General features: G+C 56.6%; 17 protein-coding genes. 8 read left to right on the top strand and 9 right to left on the bottom strand.

The window, feature by feature from the left end; translation table 11 throughout:
- Nucleotides 1–18 precede the first annotated feature (18 nt).
- Complete coding sequence (locus ACR0MQ_RS09550) at nt 19–459, bottom strand: MOSC domain-containing protein (protein ID WP_480607623.1); 441 nt, start codon at nt 457–459, stop codon at nt 19–21.
- A gap of 103 nt (nt 460–562) precedes the next feature.
- Here ACR0MQ_RS09550 and ACR0MQ_RS09545 point away from each other — a divergent pair, with 103 nt between their 5' ends.
- Nucleotides 563–1,936: a KAP family P-loop NTPase fold protein gene (locus tag ACR0MQ_RS09545; RefSeq protein WP_480607620.1), complete on the top strand. Its 1,374-nt coding sequence runs from the start codon at nt 563–565 to the stop codon at nt 1,934–1,936.
- Nucleotides 1,937–2,021: 85 nt separating this feature from the next.
- On the top strand, nt 2,022–3,689 hold the full coding sequence (gene ettA / locus ACR0MQ_RS09540) for an energy-dependent translational throttle protein EttA (protein ID WP_170771829.1): 1,668 nt from the start codon (nt 2,022–2,024) through the stop codon (nt 3,687–3,689).
- A 23-nt stretch (nt 3,690–3,712) separates the two neighbouring features.
- On the opposite strand, the gene ACR0MQ_RS09535 is transcribed toward ettA, so the two are convergent.
- Both ACR0MQ_RS09535 and ACR0MQ_RS09530 read right to left on the bottom strand, forming a co-directional pair.
- On the bottom strand, nt 3,713–4,459 hold the full coding sequence (locus ACR0MQ_RS09535) for a hypothetical protein (RefSeq protein WP_170771831.1): 747 nt from the start codon (nt 4,457–4,459) through the stop codon (nt 3,713–3,715).
- Between the two features lie 233 nt (nt 4,460–4,692).
- Entirely contained in the window at nt 4,693–5,169 is a 477-nt protein-coding gene (locus ACR0MQ_RS09530) for an REP-associated tyrosine transposase (RefSeq protein WP_480607616.1), read from the bottom strand.
- Between the two features lie 412 nt (nt 5,170–5,581).
- On the opposite strand from ACR0MQ_RS09530, the gene ACR0MQ_RS09525 reads away from it, so the two are divergent.
- Together ACR0MQ_RS09525 and ACR0MQ_RS09520 are read left to right on the top strand one after the other, a co-directional pair.
- Nucleotides 5,582–5,788, top strand: coding sequence for a cold-shock protein (locus ACR0MQ_RS09525; protein ID WP_010442474.1), 207 nt, complete (start codon nt 5,582–5,584; stop codon nt 5,786–5,788).
- A gap of 166 nt (nt 5,789–5,954) precedes the next feature.
- A complete protein-coding gene (locus ACR0MQ_RS09520) occupies nt 5,955–6,509 on the top strand; it encodes a L,D-transpeptidase (protein WP_170771833.1) in 555 nt (184 codons plus the stop codon).
- On the opposite strand, the gene ACR0MQ_RS09515 is transcribed toward ACR0MQ_RS09520, so the two are convergent.
- Together ACR0MQ_RS09515 and ACR0MQ_RS09510 are read right to left on the bottom strand one after the other, a co-directional pair.
- Nucleotides 6,506–7,120 (bottom strand): SOS response-associated peptidase, encoded by a 615-nt coding sequence (locus tag ACR0MQ_RS09515; RefSeq protein WP_170771835.1) that lies wholly within the window; start codon nt 7,118–7,120, stop codon nt 6,506–6,508. The two genes, ACR0MQ_RS09520 and ACR0MQ_RS09515, sit on opposite strands and share 4 nt — an antisense overlap.
- Before the next feature lie 9 nt (nt 7,121–7,129).
- Nucleotides 7,130–7,741 (bottom strand): arylesterase, encoded by a 612-nt coding sequence (locus ACR0MQ_RS09510; protein WP_480607750.1) that lies wholly within the window; start codon nt 7,739–7,741, stop codon nt 7,130–7,132.
- Nucleotides 7,742–7,819: 78 nt separating this feature from the next.
- On the opposite strand from ACR0MQ_RS09510, the gene ACR0MQ_RS09505 reads away from it, so the two are divergent.
- Complete coding sequence (locus tag ACR0MQ_RS09505; protein ID WP_480607613.1) at nt 7,820–8,515, top strand: ABC transporter ATP-binding protein; 696 nt, start codon at nt 7,820–7,822, stop codon at nt 8,513–8,515.
- On the top strand, nt 8,512–11,040 hold the full coding sequence (locus tag ACR0MQ_RS09500) for an ABC transporter permease (protein ID WP_480607610.1): 2,529 nt from the start codon (nt 8,512–8,514) through the stop codon (nt 11,038–11,040). Before ACR0MQ_RS09505 ends, ACR0MQ_RS09500 begins: the two co-directional genes overlap by 4 nt.
- A gap of 2 nt (nt 11,041–11,042) precedes the next feature.
- Here ACR0MQ_RS09500 and ACR0MQ_RS09495 read toward each other — a convergent pair whose 3' ends face one another.
- Nucleotides 11,043–11,489, bottom strand: a complete 447-nt coding sequence (locus ACR0MQ_RS09495) for an RrF2 family transcriptional regulator (RefSeq protein ID WP_010442480.1) — start codon at nt 11,487–11,489, stop codon at nt 11,043–11,045.
- A gap of 94 nt (nt 11,490–11,583) precedes the next feature.
- Between ACR0MQ_RS09495 and ACR0MQ_RS09490 the strand changes: the two genes are divergently transcribed.
- The gene (locus ACR0MQ_RS09490; RefSeq protein ID WP_480607607.1) at nt 11,584–12,195 is read left to right on the top strand and encodes a gamma-glutamylcyclotransferase family protein; all 612 of its coding nucleotides are present in this window, start codon (nt 11,584–11,586) and stop codon (nt 12,193–12,195) included.
- A gap of 15 nt (nt 12,196–12,210) precedes the next feature.
- Here ACR0MQ_RS09490 and gltX read toward each other — a convergent pair whose 3' ends face one another.
- Both gltX and ACR0MQ_RS09480 read right to left on the bottom strand, forming a co-directional pair.
- Entirely contained in the window at nt 12,211–13,536 is a 1,326-nt protein-coding gene (gene gltX / locus ACR0MQ_RS09485; RefSeq protein WP_480607604.1) for a glutamate--tRNA ligase, read from the bottom strand.
- A gap of 59 nt (nt 13,537–13,595) precedes the next feature.
- Nucleotides 13,596–14,030 (bottom strand): DUF1801 domain-containing protein, encoded by a 435-nt coding sequence (locus ACR0MQ_RS09480; RefSeq protein ID WP_260024162.1) that lies wholly within the window; start codon nt 14,028–14,030, stop codon nt 13,596–13,598.
- Nucleotides 14,031–14,146: 116 nt separating this feature from the next.
- Here ACR0MQ_RS09480 and ACR0MQ_RS09475 point away from each other — a divergent pair, with 116 nt between their 5' ends.
- Nucleotides 14,147–15,079 (top strand): MBL fold metallo-hydrolase, encoded by a 933-nt coding sequence (locus tag ACR0MQ_RS09475; protein ID WP_480607601.1) that lies wholly within the window; start codon nt 14,147–14,149, stop codon nt 15,077–15,079.
- A gap of 3 nt (nt 15,080–15,082) precedes the next feature.
- Here ACR0MQ_RS09475 and ACR0MQ_RS09470 read toward each other — a convergent pair whose 3' ends face one another.
- Entirely contained in the window at nt 15,083–16,414 is a 1,332-nt protein-coding gene (locus ACR0MQ_RS09470) for an NAD(P)/FAD-dependent oxidoreductase (RefSeq protein WP_480607598.1), read from the bottom strand.
- Nucleotides 16,415–16,539: the final 125 nt, after the last annotated feature.

Raw genomic sequence — 16,539 nt, 5'->3', positions numbered from 1 at the left:
TCGGCTGCACCACATCGCCTACCTTGACCTGCCCCGGTCGCACAACCTCAGCGCACCATCCCCCATGCCCCGCACAGCGGAATAGCCCCCCTCGCCCAGCGCTTCCTCCATCCGGCTGCAAGGTGCACAGATCACAGTAAAAAGCAAAATCGCTTCGCCCACCTGCACTTCACGCCCCTTGAGCGCCGCCAGATTGATCCCCGAAACCACCAGATTGCGCCGTAGAATGTCAGGCGCAACCGCCCTCTGCCCCAAATAAGAGCCAATCGCCGCAAGATGCTCCTGCTGGATCAGAGTCACCGCCCGCTTTCCTGCGCGGCTGCGGTCGCCTTGTAGGCCATCGGTTGAGATCATGGCTTCATCCACGTTGACCATCCCTGCCCGACGTTCTGGCCGGAGTCCGATCCAATCAACCCGTCCCGGCTGCGCCCACCCTGCGATGAGAGTTTTCAGTGACATTCCAGACTTTTCCTCCGCATCTCCTCCCCTCATTTAGCAGTCTGGCTCTTCCGGGTGCAGTCGCTAAAAGTAGCGCTGATTGATTTGTGAATCGGATAAAGACATGCGACTGACCATCCCCGAGCCCAAGATCAAACTTTATGAAGACGGGTTCGATGAACACGACAAACTCTCGCGCAAAGCTACAGGCGACAAGCTTTCAAAATTGGTCGAACGGATAGACGACCCACTGGTAATTGCCTTGGACGGAGCATGGGGCTCAGGCAAATCGTTGTTCCTGAAGTGCTGGGTGGGTGAGCATCTGAAGCGAGAGGGAAACACCACTCAAACCGTTTATTTCGACGCATTCAAACATGATTTTCTGGACGATCCTTTGATCGCGCTGACCGGAGCGATTGCCGAACGGTTTGAAGAGTCAGATGACAAAACCGCCCAGAAGGCTTGGGACAAAGCTAAACGAGTGGCTCCTGCTCTTGGTCGGGCAATTGTTCGCGCCGGGGTTTCAGTCGCCACAGCGGGTCTGGTGAATAAAGCAGACGAATTGGCAGATTCCGCAATTAAAACTGCATCGCGCGAACTTGACGAAGCTGTTGCCGAATTCTGGAAAAGAGAAAACGGGAAACGGGCTGCGATGGAGAGCTTTCGTCAAGCGTTGGTCGACTTAACCCAACCAGATGCAAGCGGAACGCCGACGCGAAAGCTAATCGTTGTGATTGACGAGTTGGATCGTTGTAGGCCGGACTTTGCGCTTTCTGTTCTAGAGACAATCAAACATTTCTTTGACGTCGCAGGCATACATTTTGTCCTGGGCGTTAATTTGATGGAGCTACAGAATTCTGTTCGAGCTCGATATGGAGGACAAGCAAACGCAAATGGATACCTTCAAAAATTTATACAAGTTCAATTTGAACTGCCGATTGAATCAAGAAGGTCGGCGGTTCCCACGCTGCCAAAATTCTTGAACTACATATCCGGTCTGACCAATAGCAACGATACTCAAGGAATTGGCCTTTTGAGCCTATACACAGACATCAACCTGGTTGCTCGCCAACTGACGCTTCGCGATATGGAAAGGCTGTGCACTCTGGCAGCCACTACTACTCCACTAAACACGGAATGGGGCGGTAAATACGCAACTTGGTTGATTCCGGGATTGCTCATTCTCAAAATCAAAAAACCGGGACTGTATTCGGCATTACGCGACAGAAAACTACCAATTGAAGAAGTGTTTGAACAAATTGGATTGACTGAACTTGAAAACAAACAGGGAAGCCCAGAGCGTCCTACCAAATACTACTTTCTGAGAATGGTGTGGCGTTACTATTTGGATCCTAGTTTTAACAGCACCGCGGTGGCTCTCATCAAGGTCAAGGACCCCGAAGAGAGCTTTGTGCCAGAAGACTTGCGGGGTGTGCCGCGCAGTGAGCTTCTTGCCACATTTATTAACGAATACCTTGAAGTCTTCCGACCAGTCTGAGTTCTTTAATTCGTATCATTGCCCCCACCAAGCGCATCCGCTATCACACCGCCCAACTCAATTTCCCCGACCCAGAGGACGCGACATGGCCGCCTATCAATATGTCTACCACATGCAGGGTGTCTCCAAGACCTATCCCGGTGGCAAGAAGTGCTTTGAAAACATCCACCTCAGCTTTCTGCCCGGCGTGAAAATCGGTGTCGTCGGCGTCAACGGCGCGGGTAAGTCGACGCTGATGAAGATCATGGCGGGCCTCGACACGGACTTCACCGGTGAGGCATGGGCGGCCGAGGGCGCCAAGGTCGGCTATTTGCCGCAGGAACCGCAACTGGACGAATCCCTGACCGTCCGCGAAAACGTCATGCTGGGCGTGGCCGCTAAAAAGGCCAAGGTCGACCGCTTCAACGAAATCGCCATGGAGATCGCCGAGAACTACTCGGACGAGTTGATGGAGGAAATGACCACTCTGCAGGACGCCATCGACGCCGAAAACCTGTGGGACCTCGACAGCCAGATCGACGTCTCGATGGAGGCGCTGCGCTGCCCGCCGGACGATGCCAACATCGCCAACCTCTCGGGGGGTGAGAAACGCCGCGTGGCGCTGTGCAAGCTGCTGCTGGAAGCGCCCGACATGCTGCTGCTGGACGAACCGACCAACCACCTGGACGCCGAGACCATCGCCTGGCTGCAACAGCACCTGATCGACTACAAGGGCACCATTCTGATCGTCACCCACGACCGCTATTTCCTGGATGACATCACCGGCTGGATTCTGGAACTCGACCGCGGCCGCGGCATTCCGTATGAGGGCAACTATTCCGCATGGCTGGAACAAAAAGCCAAACGGCTGGAGCAGGAAGCCCGCGAGGACAAGTCCAAGCAGAAAACCCTGCAACGCGAACTGGAATGGATGCGTCAGGGTCAAAAAGCGCGTCAGGCCAAATCCAAAGCCCGGATCAACGCCTATAATGAGTTGGCCGAACAGTCCGAGCGCGAAAAGCTGACCCGCGCCCAGATCGTTATCCCCAACGGCCAGCGCCTTGGCGGCAAGGTGATCGAGGTCGAGGGCCTGTCGAAACACATGGGCGACAAGCAACTGATCGAAGGGCTGGACTTCGCCCTGCCCCCCGGCGGCATTGTCGGCGTCATCGGCCCCAACGGCGCCGGTAAATCGACGCTGTTCAAGATGCTCACCGGTCAGGAGCAGCCAGACAGCGGCACCATAACGCTGGGCGACACGGTCGAGCTGTCTTATGTGGACCAGTCCCGCGACGACCTTAAGGATGGCGATACCGTGTGGGAAGCGATCACCGGCGGGGCCGAGATCATCCAACTGGGCGACGCACAGGTCAATTCCCGCGCCTATTGCTCGTCCTTCAACTTCAAGGGTGGCGATCAGCAGAAAAAGCTCTCGCTGCTATCGGGCGGTGAGCGCAACCGCGTCCACATGGCCCGCTTGTTGAAAGAGGGCGGCAACGTCCTGCTGCTCGACGAACCGACCAACGACCTCGACGTCGAAACCCTGCGCGCGCTGGAAGACGCGCTGGTCGACTTCGCCGGCTGCGCCGTCGTCATTTCGCACGACCGCTTCTTCCTCGACCGGATTTGCACGCATATTCTGGCCTTCGAGGGCGATGCGCATGTGGAGTGGTTCGAGGGCAACTTTGAGGATTACGAAGAGGACAAAAAGCGGCGGTTGGGGCCAGATGCGCTGGAGCCTAAGCGGTTGAAGCATAAGAAGTTTGCGCGGTAACTCCGCGCACCTTTTTCATATCGTCAACGCAAATCCCTAAATGTGAACTGCCTGGACCGCTCAGTGAAAATCACAGTTGCGTCAAATGATTCCCCTGCGCCGCCGTCAAACTCGAATAAAAAACCATACCTTTCAATCCCACCTCCATTTATCTTTCTACAGTCGTACCCCGAACCGGAAACCGCTTTCTTGCCGTCAGAAGAAATGGCATATGCGTGGGGGTTGCTTTGACATAGTCGAATTGGGTCTTCAGTCTCGCTCCTCAGGGTCAAGCTCAGATCCGCAAAATCACCCTTTAGTCGTGAACTGCTCACGCAAACTTCAAAGAACTGAGTAGTCTTGCAGTCAAAAAGTCCAGATGAGTTTCCATAACTGGAAACCCGTTGCGCACTTTCTACAATTTCCTCATTGCTACTTGAAGTTGCGCCAGAAACGATATCGCTCCAAATCCTCATACGGCAAGTTCTGTTGCTAATTATTTCTTCACCAAGTTCTTCTCTCAGCACACCGACATATTCTTCTGCTAAAAAATCACCATCGCCTTGTATGCCAACATCAACTAAAATTCGGGCCAAGTTTGTTAATTCCACTCCAGCTGTTCCACTTGCCTTGACTTCGCTGTAAGTGCCATCCTTTGCGAACTCGCCGCATACAAGTACAACCGCCTCTCTAATTCTTCTAAGGTCTTCGTCTTGAATTGATTGCGCCTGCAGCGCACTAGAAAAATTGCAAAGCAAACAGATAGTTTCAGAATAATTCTTATCTAACACAGCCTAAAGTTTGATACCAAAAGTCATTCTAACAGTTTAAGCCCAAGGTTAGCGACTAAAAACTAGCAAGCGTGGGATGGTGTTTCACCCCACCACTCACTCAACGATCGTACCCGAACACCCGCACGATCTTTTTCCGCACGCCAAACCACTCCCAACCTCCAACCTTCCAAATGATGGGGTGAAACCCCATCCTACGGCTCTCCGAACGTGCCATCGGTGACCATATCGCTCTACTCCGGATCAACCCGGCGTGCACGATTATCGCGATGGATCGACGAATATGGCCAATCCGTTGGATGCTCCACCAACCCATGTTTGACCGGATTGCCCCAACAATATGTCATATGATTGCGGTAATCTCGTTCGTCTCCGATACAATGTTCCCAAAACCGACGTTGCCAAATGGGCGCTTCGCGTTTGTCGGCCCGTAGGCCGGGCTTCAGCCCGGCATATCTGCCAGACGTCACGACGGGCAGATGTTCGGGGGTGGGTGCCGGGCTGAAGCCCGGCCTACGCCGCGACCTGTTCATATGCATGGTAAACCGAGCCTTAATCGCACCCCACCGCGTTGAATAATCCGCGTCCCCCGGCGGCAAGGTCCAAACCGCGTGCAGGTGATCTGGCAACACAACAAATGCATCGCACCAGAACGGCCGCTCCCTCTGCGTCATCACAAAAGCCACGCGCAAATACGCCACCTCTCGCACCAGCAAATCCGACGACCGGTCGGCCAAAGACACAGTGAAAAAAGTACTTGGCTCCGGGAATGCGGACGCGTCGATAATCGCTCATGCTGTAACTTGATCATGACAAGGGTTAACGGATTCTGAATGTCGCTCCGACGCGCCCGATAAATAACTAGGCCTTATCAAAGGTCCACAAACCAATAACCAAAACCATCGGCGGATTCTTGTACAAGACGGACGATTGCCCCTCAAACCCTTGTACAAACCATACAATCCGCCCTTGCCACACGGCCTGACCGATGCCATATCCAAGAGGCTTACGTTTTTCTATTTCGACCCACTGTCTCCTTTTACGGCGCTCAGTCACTCGATCCAGACTACGACGCCAGGCTGCCGCAACTCCGTGGGCAGCACCAAACAGGAGACAACGGATATGCCCGCAGGCACCGTGAAATGGTTCAACACCACCAAAGGCTACGGCTTTATCGCACCCGAAGATGGCGGCAAAGACATCTTCGTACACATCTCGGCTGTCGAGCGTTCGGGCCTCACCGGTCTGGCCGACAACCAGAAAGTCACGTACGAGCTGCGCGCTGGTCGTGATGGCCGCGAAAGCGCGGACAATATCGAATTGGCCTAAGCCGTTCAAAGGGCGGGATTTTTCCCGCCCATCCCATAAGCCCGCATTGAGTGTGTGGCAAAGGGAATACATCACAATCGGGTTATCCTTCCCCGGTGATTGACCAAATCGGCTATCATTCCAAAACTAGCGTTATGATTTCTTTGGTCATTTGAGGGATGTCACCATGTTCACACGCCGTGTCTTTCTGGCCGGTACTGCTGCCAGCCTGTTGCCGGGTGTTGCCAGCGCCAAGAAAGCGGTCGAGTATGATCCGACGCCGCAATTCGTGCGCATCAAAAAGCAATTTCAGCCCGGTCAGCTGCTGGTCGCGCCGCGATCCTTTTACCTTTATTATGTAACCGAGCCGCGCAAAGCGATCCGCTATGGCTGCGGCGTCGGCAAAGCCGGACTGGAGTTCACCGGATCGGCCACCATAGACGTCAAGAAAGAATGGCCGACCTGGCGACCCACCAATGAGATGATTGAGCGGGACCCTGTCACCTATGCCAAGTTCAAAGACAATGATTATGTCCAGCCCGGCGGCGGAGACAATCCTCTGGGCGCGCGCGCGCTGTATCTGTTTCAGAACGGGGTGGACACGTATTTCCGCATTCACGGCACAACGCAGCCGCAGACCATCGGTCATGCAGTGTCAAATGGATGCATTCGGATGCTGAATGAGCATGTGATCGATCTGTATAACAGAGTTCCTATCGGCACGGTGGTCACAGTGGTCTAAGCCCCCGACCAATCGACGTCGTCAGCTTCTTCGATCATCAAACGACCTTCGGGCCAAGGACGTGTCAAACTCTGCGCCTCGTCTTCAGACCCATGCAACCAGCGCTGAACGTCCCGCGCCTCCAGCAGCACTCCCATTCGGTGATGGATCGGCTTTACATCAGCATTGGGTTCGCATGTCACCGCTGCAACCTGATCCACGCGTAGCCCGCCCGGGGCTTCCCAAGTGTCGGTGATCGCAGCAAATAGCAGTGGAGCCCCGTCCTTGGCGGCAATCCGCCAGGCCGTTTTGCGCCGTTTCTCTCCGGTCCACTCGTACCAACCATCAACAGGGATGATTGCGCGCCCGACTCCTTCGAAGGCGCTCTTGTCAAAAACCGTCTCGGAACGGGCGTTGATAATGGTCTCCATGACAGGGCGCCCGCGTGCATTTACTCTGCCGACCGGAATCATGCCCCATCGCATGGCCTTTAACCCATCACCAGTCAGTACAATCACTTCCTGACCCGGCTGGATGTTCCTTCGCTCTGGTTGAGGACCAAAGTTGTCTTCCACATTCAGCAACCTCGCGATCTCGCCAATGGGTATTGTGAGGGAAAACCGGCCGGGCATCGCGTACTCCTATTCGGCAACGCGCTCCGTAAGCGCCAAGACAAAGGGGCCCAGCGTGTCAACGATCAGCGCAACGCCTTGGGCACTTGGATGGATACCATCAGATTGCATGAACTGGCGCGCGGCCGCCGGATCGCCTTTGGTTGTGAGCCCGTCAAAAAAGCTTTCCACATAAAGTGCATCATATTGCTCTGCCAGCTCTGGATACATGGCATCGAAACTCTGCTTGTAATCGGCTCCGTAGTTACCAGGCGCCTGCATTCCAATTATAAGCACCTCGACATCCGCGGTCTCTGCAACACGCAGTATTGTCTCGAGGTTTGATCGAGCAACGCTCGGATCGATGCCACGCAACAGATCATTGCCACCAAGTGCAACAATCATGCCGTCGACCTCTGGTGTCAGGGTCCAGTCAACGCGGGCAGCGCCCCCTGCGGTCGTATCTCCGGAAACACCGGCATTGATCAACCGAACCTCCGCACCTTCTTCCTGAAGCCAACGCTGTAGTTGCGGCACGAACCCGTCTTGTTCCGGCAGCCCATATCCTTGTGTTAGGGAATCTCCGAGCGCAGCAATCACAATTGGCTCTGCCGTCGCTGCAATTCCGCAACAGATGAACATGCCCGAGATCAAACCCTTGCGTAGCTTCTGTTTCACGCCATATCCCAATGGACTGTACCCCTCTTGATGGCCTGATCAATGACGACACCCATTCTTTCGCTCCAAGATGCCGCATTATCGCTAGATGGCAATGCCGGAAGGGTGGAAATTATGCACGACATCTCTCTGTCTGTGAACCAAGGCGAGACGCTGGGGTTGGTCGGCCCTTCTGGTTCAGGGAAATCCTCACTGCTAATGCTGATGGGCGGGTTGGAACAGGCGACCGGCGGACGTGTCACGGCATTGGGCCATGATCTGACGGAAATGAGTGAGGATGCACTTGCTCGGTTCCGGCGCGATGCGATGGGCGTCGTGTTTCAGAATTTTCACCTGATCCCGACGATGACCGCGCTTGAGAACGTCGCCACCCCGCTCGAACTTGCAGGGCATAAGGATGCTTTCAAGCGCGCTGAGGCCGAGCTAGAGGCTGTGGGGCTGTCACATCGAAGCGATCACTACCCGGCGCAATTGTCAGGTGGCGAGCAGCAACGTGTGGCGCTGGCCCGTGCGTCGGCCCCACGCCCTAAGATTTTGCTAGCAGACGAACCCACAGGAAATCTGGACGAAGCCAACGGTGCGGCGATTATAGATCTGTTGTTCGGTCTACGCGACCGGCATGGTGCCACCCTGGTTCTGGTCACGCATAGCCACACGCTGGCGCAGAAATGCGACCGCGTCGTGCGGTTGCGGGATGGACGCATCGCTGAAGAGTCGCAGCGCGAGGCAGCCGAATGAGCCTGCGTCTGGCAGGACGACTGGCACGGCGCGAACTCCGCGGTGTGCTGCGTGGATTTCGGGTGTTTCTGGCTTGTCTGGCCTTGGGCGTTGCAGCGATTGCCGCGGTCGGCATGGTCCGCCAAGCAATCCAGACCGGCCTTCAGCAAGAGGGCGCATCGCTACTGGGCGGGGATGCGCAACTGGAATTCACCTATCGCTTTGCCAATGATCAGGAACGCGCTTGGATGGAAAAAACCGCACATGCGGTTTCAGAGGTTGTTGATTTTCGGTCTATGGCCGTAACGGGAAACGGGACGAACATGCAACGTGGGCTGACCCAGGTTAAGGCTGTGGATGACGCTTATCCGCTGTTAGGTTCGGCGATCCTTGAACCTGAACTTACTCTGACCGATGCCTTTGCAGGTGCCGATGGGCTGCCTGGTGCAGTCATGGCCCCCTCTCTGATTGACCGCCTAAACCTGACGATTGGCGACCAATTTGAACTTGGCACGCAGAGATTTGTTCTGATGGCCGCGTTAGAGCACGAACCTGACGGCGCGGCTGATGGGTTCTCGCTTGGGCCGCGCACATTGGTCCGGACAGAAGATCTGCAGTCCTCCGGCCTGTTGGCGCCGGGCACTTTGTTTTCAACTAAGTACAGGTTGGACCTGCCTCAGGCTGCCGAATTGGATGCGCTGTCGCTGGAAGCGAAGCAGGCCTTCGAGGGGACCGGCATGCGCTGGACCGACGCTCGCAACGGTGCGCCGGGAATATCTGAATTCGTAGGCCGCCTCAGCGCGTTTCTGGTTCTGGTGGGCCTGTCGGGATTGGCCGTTGGCGGGATCGGGGTGTCTGCTGCCGTGCGAGCCTATCTTTCCCAAAAGACGGAGACGATTGCGACATTGCGCACGTTGGGCGCTGATAGGGCGACAATCTTTCAGACCTATATGATTCAGATCGCCGTTCTGTCGAGCATCGGTATTATCATGGGCTTGGTCCTGGGCGGTGTGTTGCCGCTGCTACTGGCCCCCGTAATCGAAACGCAATTGCCAATCCCCGCAGTCTTCTCGCTTTATCCGCAGCCACTGTTCGAGGCCGCACTTTATGGTGTGCTGACCGCGTTCCTGTTCACACTCTGGCCGCTGGCCAGAACCGAGGAGGTGCGCGCAGCAACCTTGTTTCGGGATGCGCTAACATCGGCGCGCAGTTTCCCGCGCCTGATCTATGTCGTAGCGACCGCTATTGGCTTGGCCGCACTGATCGGAGCCGCTGCATGGTTCAGTGGTTCAACCCGATTGACCCTCTGGACCAGCGCGGGGTTGGCCGGGGCGCTTACTTTGCTGGCCCTTTCTGCCTTTGCCATTCGCAAATTGGCCCGCGCGGGCGCGCCTTGGACCAGAGGCCGCCCTGCCCTGCGGTGGGCCTTGTCCGCCATTTCTGACCCACGCGAAGGCGCAGCGTCGGTGGTTCTGTCCCTTGGGCTCGGCCTGTCGGTCCTCGCAGCGGTGGGACAAATCGACGGCACCCTGCGCAATGCGATCTCGGGGAACCTGCCAGAAGTGGCACCCTCATATTTCTTCGTCGATATCCAGAAGGATCAGATGCCCGGGTTCAGCGAACGTCTCGACACTGACCCCGCCGTCAGTCGGGTAGAAAGCGCTCCAATGCTGCGCGGGATCATTACCAAGATCAATGGACAACCCGCGCGAGAGATTGCAGGCGATCACTGGGTTCTGGACGGCGACCGGGGCGTGACCTATTCCGCCCAACCGCCGCAGAATGCCCGCGTGACCGACGGAGTGTGGTGGCCCGAAGATTACAGCGGCCCTCCACAAGTCAGCTTTGCCGCCGAGGAGGCTGCTGAGATGGGGCTTAAACTTGGGGATGAACTCACGGTCAATATCCTTGGCCGCGATATCACTGCTGAACTGACCTCATTACGCGAAGTTGATTTTTCGACCGCTGGAATGGGATTTGTCATGTCGATGAATCCCTCCGCGCTGGCGGGCGCGCCGCATAGCTTCATCGCAACAGTTTATGCCGAAGAGCAGGCCGAAGCCGCCATCCTGCGCGATCTGGCGGGGCAATATCCCAACATCACGGCGGTCCGCGTCCGCGATGCCATTGACCGGGTCTCTGGTTTGCTGGCGGGCCTGGCAGCAGCTACCTCGTATGGCGCAGGCGTGTCCCTGCTGACCGGTTTTCTGGTGTTGATCGGTGCTGCCGCCGCAGGAGAGCCAGCGCGCAGATATGAAGCGGCGATCCTCAAAACTCTGGGCGCGGACCGGGGCCGCATCCTGCGCAGTTTTGCCTTGCGAGCTATTCTGTTGGGGGCCGCTGCCGGATGTGTCGCCCTGTTGACCGGTATTTTGGGCGGCTGGGCCGTGGCCACATATATCTTCGACACAGATTTCGCGATTATCTGGTCATCCGCGCTCGGGATCGTTATCGCGGGCGTCGCGGTAACGCTTGGCGCGGGGATGCTCTTTGCGCTGCGCCCGCTTTCAGTGCGTCCGGCGCGCATTCTTCGCGCCAGTGACTAAGTTCAACGCACGCACGCGACTGGCTGTAGTATCTTCAGCAACTGGTCGTTGTCACAAACCAACGCATCAAGCGTGATTTCGTCTAAGGACGCATAAAACACCTCAGCCGCATCCTGCAGCGCCAATCGCAAGCGGCAGGCATCGGTCAGCGGGCATGTATTGTCTGCATCCGCAAAACACTCGGCAATCGGCAATCCACCTTCAACATGGCGGAACACAGACCCGACCCGGATCTGATCTGCCGAGCGGGCCAGCGTCATGCCGCCATTGCGGCCACGTTGGGTACTGAGATAATCCAACTGGCTAAGCTGGTTGATCACCTGCGCCAGATGGTTCTCGGAGATGTTGCAGACTTCTGCAATCTCAGCCTTAGTAACCAGCCGATCCTGATGCGCGGCACAATACATCAATACGCGCACCGCGATATTCGTCCGTTTGGTAATCCGCATGAGGGCCTCCCGAATCTCAAGATGAAGCCTTATTGCATGTTCTGTAAAAAGACTGTTTGACATACATCAATCGTCAAAGAAGGACACGACCCGCATGGCAGACCCCTATTTCTTCGGCTATGGCAGCCTCGTGAACCTGTCGACGCACGATTTTCCCGACCCGCGCCCGGCGCGTCTGAAGGGCTGGCGGAGGGCGTGGCGGCACACCGATCTGCGCCCGGTCGCCTTTCTGACTGCGATTCCAGATCCCTTGTCAGAAATCGACGGCATGATCGCTCACGTGCCCAAAAACGACTGGGCCGCGCTGGATGAACGGGAATGGGCCTATGAACGCCTGCCTGCCACGCGATCAGTCTCCCATACGCTGACGCAGGAGGCAGAAATCGCCGTCTACGCTGTGCCCCATGACCGCCATACAGCGCCCAGCAATCACCATCCACTACTGCTGAGCTATATCGATGTCGTGGTGCAGGGGTACCTGAGGGCATTTGGATCGGACGGCGCTGATCGCTTCTTTGCCACAACCGATGGCTGGGACGCGCCGATTTTGAATGATCGTGCCGAACCGCGATATCCGCGTCATCAGCAACTCAATCTCACCGAGACTGAATTCGTGGACGACCGTCTGAAGCGCGTATCGGCTCGTATTTTGCAGCCCGGAGACCAAAGAAAAGCAGGCCAACTGCCTGCCTCCTTCGTGTTTTAAGATACTCTCTGCGGGTCAGCCCCGCGCGCGGATCACCTGCAGCAGCGGCAGCAAGGTCGCCATCTCTGGCCCGCGCTCCATCCCGGTCAGCGCTTTGCGCAGCGGCATGAACAGGCCTTTTCCCTTACGGCCCGTGGCCTCTTTCACCGCCTTGGTCCAATTCGCCCAGGTATCTGCGTCGAACGGACCTTCGGGCAGCAGGGCCACCGCCTCTGCTATGAATTCACGATCTTCATCTGCGATCAGAGGTTCGGCCCCATCGCGGCAAAGATCCCACCAGCCTTTGAGATCGCTCAAGGTGGTGATGTTTTCACGCGCCATGGTCCAGAAAGGTTCTGCCAATTCATCCGGAACACCCGCCTCTGCAACGGCATCCGCAACTTCGGCCAGAGGCAGCGATTGCAGGTGCTTCGCCGTCAGCGGGAACAGGTCCTGCACGTCGAACTTGGTTGGTGCCGCGCCAAAACGGTTGATGTCGAACCCGTCGATCAGCTCGGACATCTCAGCACGCAGCTCAACCGGATCAGAAGAACCCAGACGCGCCATCAGGCTCAGCAGGGCCATTGGCTGCACGCCCTGCTCTCGCAGATCACGTAAGGCCAGTGTGCCCAGACGTTTAGACAGGGCCTCACCCTGCGGGCCTGTCAACAGAGAGTGATGCGCAAAGCGTGGGCAGGTGCCGCCCAACGCTTCGATGATCTGAATCTGCGTCGCCGTGTTGGTGACATGGTCCGAACCACGCACCACGTCGGTCACGCCCATCTCGGTATCATCGACCACGGACGCAATCGTATAGAGAACCTGACCATCACCCCGGATCAACACCGGGTCGGATACCGAGGCGGCATCGATCGAGATGTCGCCCAAAATGCCATCGTTCCACTCGATACGCTCGTGGTTCAGTTTGAACCGCCAGACGCCGTTGCCACGCTCAGCGCGCAGGGTTTCTTTCTCGGCGTCGCTGAGGTTCAGCGCGGCACGGTCATAGACCGGCGGCTTGCCCATGTTCAGTTGCTTCTTGCGCTTAAGGTCGAGCTCGGTGGGCGTCTCGAACGCCTCATAGAACCGGCCCATCTCGCGCAGCTTGTCGGCGGCCTCGGCGTAGCGGTCCAGACGCTCCGACTGTCGCTCAACCCGGTCCCAATGCAGGCCCAACCACTCCAGATCCTGCTTGATCGCGTCGACATATTCTTCCTTCGACCGCTCGGGATCGGTGTCATCAATGCGCAGAATGAACGTACCGCCAGCTTTGCGGGCGATCAGATAGTTCATCAGGGCGGTGCGCAGGTTGCCCACATGGATGTAACCGGTGGGCGACGGGGCAAAACGGGTCGTGGTCATGGAAGTCTCCTGTTGGCGCGGCTCATGTCACATGGGCGCGTTTTTGTCCAGCAGGGCGTTCAGGTCGGCTCTACCGGCCACATATCATACAGGTGTTCGAGCCCAGCCTTGATGAGTTCACGAAGCACGTCGAGATCGATGTCTGACAACTTGTTCACGTAGAGGCAGGATTTCCCCAGCTTGTGTTTACCCAGTCGAGACAGGATATTTCCGAAATCAGCATAACCCGGCATGATGTAGATGGAATGCGCAGCCTTGCGCGGAGAGAACCCGGTCGCCAAAAAATCGCCTTCCCGCCCGGAAGCATAGCGATAGTGATACCGGCCATAGCCAATGATCGACGGACCCCACATCACTGGGGTAAACCCGGTGGTATCCTGAAAGAGCCTGTCCAGCACTTGCGCCTCGTCCGCCTTACGCAGCGGCTGAACGGTCGCCAGAAATTCAGCAATATTTTGCCCGGTGGGCACTGTTTTGTTCTCAGATCGCGGCATGAACAAAAATTAACACGTAATGTTCATCCATGCAGTCCATGTATTGGGTCTATAACTGGCAAGAGAAACGCTCCGACCTATTTCCACTACTGGCGTTCTGACAGGGAGACTTAGATATGACGATCAAATTGACTCGCAGGGCTGCTCTGAGTGCCGCTGCCGCATTGCCTTTTGCCTCTGCCGCGATGCCGGCTTTCGCAGCTGGTAAGCCGAGCAAAGCAAATTCGACCATCGCAAAATCATTCCAGTTGGGCGATTTCACAGTTACCACCCTGCTCGACGGCAGCGTGCCACGTGATGAGCCAAAGGCACTATTCGCAGCTGAAGTATCTGACGACGAATTTGCAGCAATCTCTGCGGAAAACTTCATTCCAACTGATGTTGCGCAATTCTTCTTTACTCCGACACTGGTCCATACCGGCTCTGAACTGGTGTTGTTCGACACAGGCTTGGGTCAAGGCGGTATCCAAGCCGCGCTGGCTGACGTAGAAGTCTCACCTGACCAAATTGATGTGGTCGTGATCACGCACATGCACCCCGACCATATCGGAGGCATGACAACGAATGACGCTCCGACATTTGCGAACGCCCGATTTGTAACCGCCGCGCCGGAATATAATTTCTGGTCTGCGATGGATGCGGGCAACCGCGTCGGAGATATGGTTGCAGCGAAGGTCACACCCCAAGCCGAAAAGATGACGTTCCTTGACGATGGTGGAGAGGTCACTTCGGGAATAACAGCGATGGCGGCTCACGGACATACGCCTGGTCACACGGTTTATCATCTGGAAAGCAATGGACAACGATTGGTTCTGACGGCCGATCTGGCAAATCACTACGTCTGGTCATTTGCGCGCCCCGAATGGCCCTTTAGCTTCGATATGGACGCTGCAGCGGCTACCGCGTCGCGTCGGAATGTGCTGGGTATGCTGGCCGCAGATAAAATACCCATGATCGGCTATCACATGCCTTTCCCAGCTGCCGGGTACGTTGAAACACGCGGCGAGGGGTTCCGGTTCGTACCGGTCAGCTATCAAATGATGGGCTAGGGCCTAATAACCAGGATCTGGCCGTACTTTTGAACCATCCGTGAAACGGGACAGGCGAAAGGCGGCTGGATCAACGCAGGGCGTGCTATCGGTGACAATATCCGCCATCAGCCGACCTGCGCCTGGCCCAATCCCAAAACCATGGCCGGAAAACCCGGTTGCGATATGCAGACCCGGGAATTCGTCTACTTTTGAGATAACTGGAATCGCATCCGGGGTCACATCGATCAGCCCGGCCCAGCTTTGGACGATCTCTGCCTCCTCAAGTACTGGCATCGCTTTGCGAGCGTTGGACCAGGCCTTTCGCAACACTTTTCGAGAGGGCTCGGGATCCAGCACCCGGCAGTGCTCAAACGGAGTCACATCGGTGGGCAGCCAAGTTCTGTCCTCTTTTGCCTCGACCATCCAGCGGCGCGACAGGCGAAACCGCAAGGAACGCCACTCTTGCCGAAACGCTGGCAAGAACTGAAGGCCGAGTCGAAAACTGTCAGGAACGATATCCACAGTATTCTCGTGACCCGACGCAATCGTATAGCCCCCGTCCGCACGTTTGCGAATGGCGAAATCATCACTCCAAAGCGATTCCTCCGGCCCGGACTCTACCGGTGAGGTCCGCAAGACTGTATTCAGCACCTTGAGTTGGGGCAGAGCGATACCTGCGTTCCCCGCAAAAAGACGCGACCATGCCCCACCCGCCAACACCACCTGACTGCAACGAACTCGCCCTCGTTCGGTGAAGACACCTGCAATCCGACCTGCCTCGAGATCGACGCTGCGCACTGCGCATTGTGTCATGATCGCGGCCCCACAATTGCGGGCCGCCTCGGTCATTGCGGGGGCCGCCCATTGCGGCTCAGCCCGTCCGTCTTGCGGCATATAGAGCCCAGTCTGCGGTTTCATGGTGGAGTTTGGAAATAGTGAGGCCAACTCAGCGTGCGATACCATACGGGCACCTGTCTGCTGCCCTTCAACATGCTCCAACCACCGCGTCAAGTTACCAACGTCGCGTGTGCCTGATGCGCCAAATACGATCCCCGACTGAACATAGCCCGTGCTCCGCCCAAGGCGTTCATCCAACCCACGCCAGATGCGCAGAGCTTCCTGCATCAATGGGATCTCGCGTGGGTCGCGCATCCCAAGCCGGACCCAACCCCAGTTACGCGAACTCTGTTCACCGGCGATCCGGCCCTTTTCGCACAACAGGACGGAAACGCCACGCTCGGCCAACTCAAAAGCCGTCGAGGCACCAATTATTCCGCCACCAATAACGACGACATCCACCGATTTAGGAAGGGTAATATCAGATTCGACGGGAGTCGGAGAAGGACCTGGCATCAACCGCTCGGAAGTTGTTTATCGAAGCGGTATCCAGCCCGAGAACGCGTATTCTGGCAATGAGAAATGGAGGTGGGTCAACTGAATGCAACAACCTGTTGCCTATCAGCCAGCCCATTACGCAC

This window comes from Ruegeria sp. AN6, assembly GCF_056540425.1.
The sequence above is the reverse complement of the archived record's forward strand: the minus strand, read 5'-3'. Positions and strand labels throughout refer to the sequence as shown.

Coding starts and splice junctions, on each gene's coding strand:
- gltX (WP_480607604.1), bottom strand. CDS start 13,536: ATGACCACGACCCGTTTTGCCCCGTCGCCCACCGGTTACATCCATGTG.
- ACR0MQ_RS09470 (WP_480607598.1), bottom strand. CDS start 16,414: ATGCCAGGTCCTTCTCCGACTCCCGTCGAATCTGATATTACCCTTCCT.
- ACR0MQ_RS09520 (WP_170771833.1), top strand. CDS start 5,955: ATGTTCACACGCCGTGTCTTTCTGGCCGGTACTGCTGCCAGCCTGTTG.
- ACR0MQ_RS09510 (WP_480607750.1), bottom strand. CDS start 7,741: ATGTTCATCTGTTGCGGAATTGCAGCGACGGCAGAGCCAATTGTGATT.
- ACR0MQ_RS09495 (WP_010442480.1), bottom strand. CDS start 11,489: ATGCGGATTACCAAACGGACGAATATCGCGGTGCGCGTATTGATGTAT.
- ACR0MQ_RS09515 (WP_170771835.1), bottom strand. CDS start 7,120: ATGCCCGGCCGGTTTTCCCTCACAATACCCATTGGCGAGATCGCGAGG.
- ACR0MQ_RS09550 (WP_480607623.1), bottom strand. CDS start 459: ATGTCACTGAAAACTCTCATCGCAGGGTGGGCGCAGCCGGGACGGGTT.
- ACR0MQ_RS09505 (WP_480607613.1), top strand. CDS start 7,820: ATGACGACACCCATTCTTTCGCTCCAAGATGCCGCATTATCGCTAGAT.
- ACR0MQ_RS09500 (WP_480607610.1), top strand. CDS start 8,512: ATGAGCCTGCGTCTGGCAGGACGACTGGCACGGCGCGAACTCCGCGGT.
- ACR0MQ_RS09475 (WP_480607601.1), top strand. CDS start 14,147: ATGACGATCAAATTGACTCGCAGGGCTGCTCTGAGTGCCGCTGCCGCA.
- ACR0MQ_RS09480 (WP_260024162.1), bottom strand. CDS start 14,030: ATGCCGCGATCTGAGAACAAAACAGTGCCCACCGGGCAAAATATTGCT.
- ACR0MQ_RS09545 (WP_480607620.1), top strand. CDS start 563: ATGCGACTGACCATCCCCGAGCCCAAGATCAAACTTTATGAAGACGGG.
- ettA (WP_170771829.1), top strand. CDS start 2,022: ATGGCCGCCTATCAATATGTCTACCACATGCAGGGTGTCTCCAAGACC.
- ACR0MQ_RS09490 (WP_480607607.1), top strand. CDS start 11,584: ATGGCAGACCCCTATTTCTTCGGCTATGGCAGCCTCGTGAACCTGTCG.
- ACR0MQ_RS09525 (WP_010442474.1), top strand. CDS start 5,582: ATGCCCGCAGGCACCGTGAAATGGTTCAACACCACCAAAGGCTACGGC.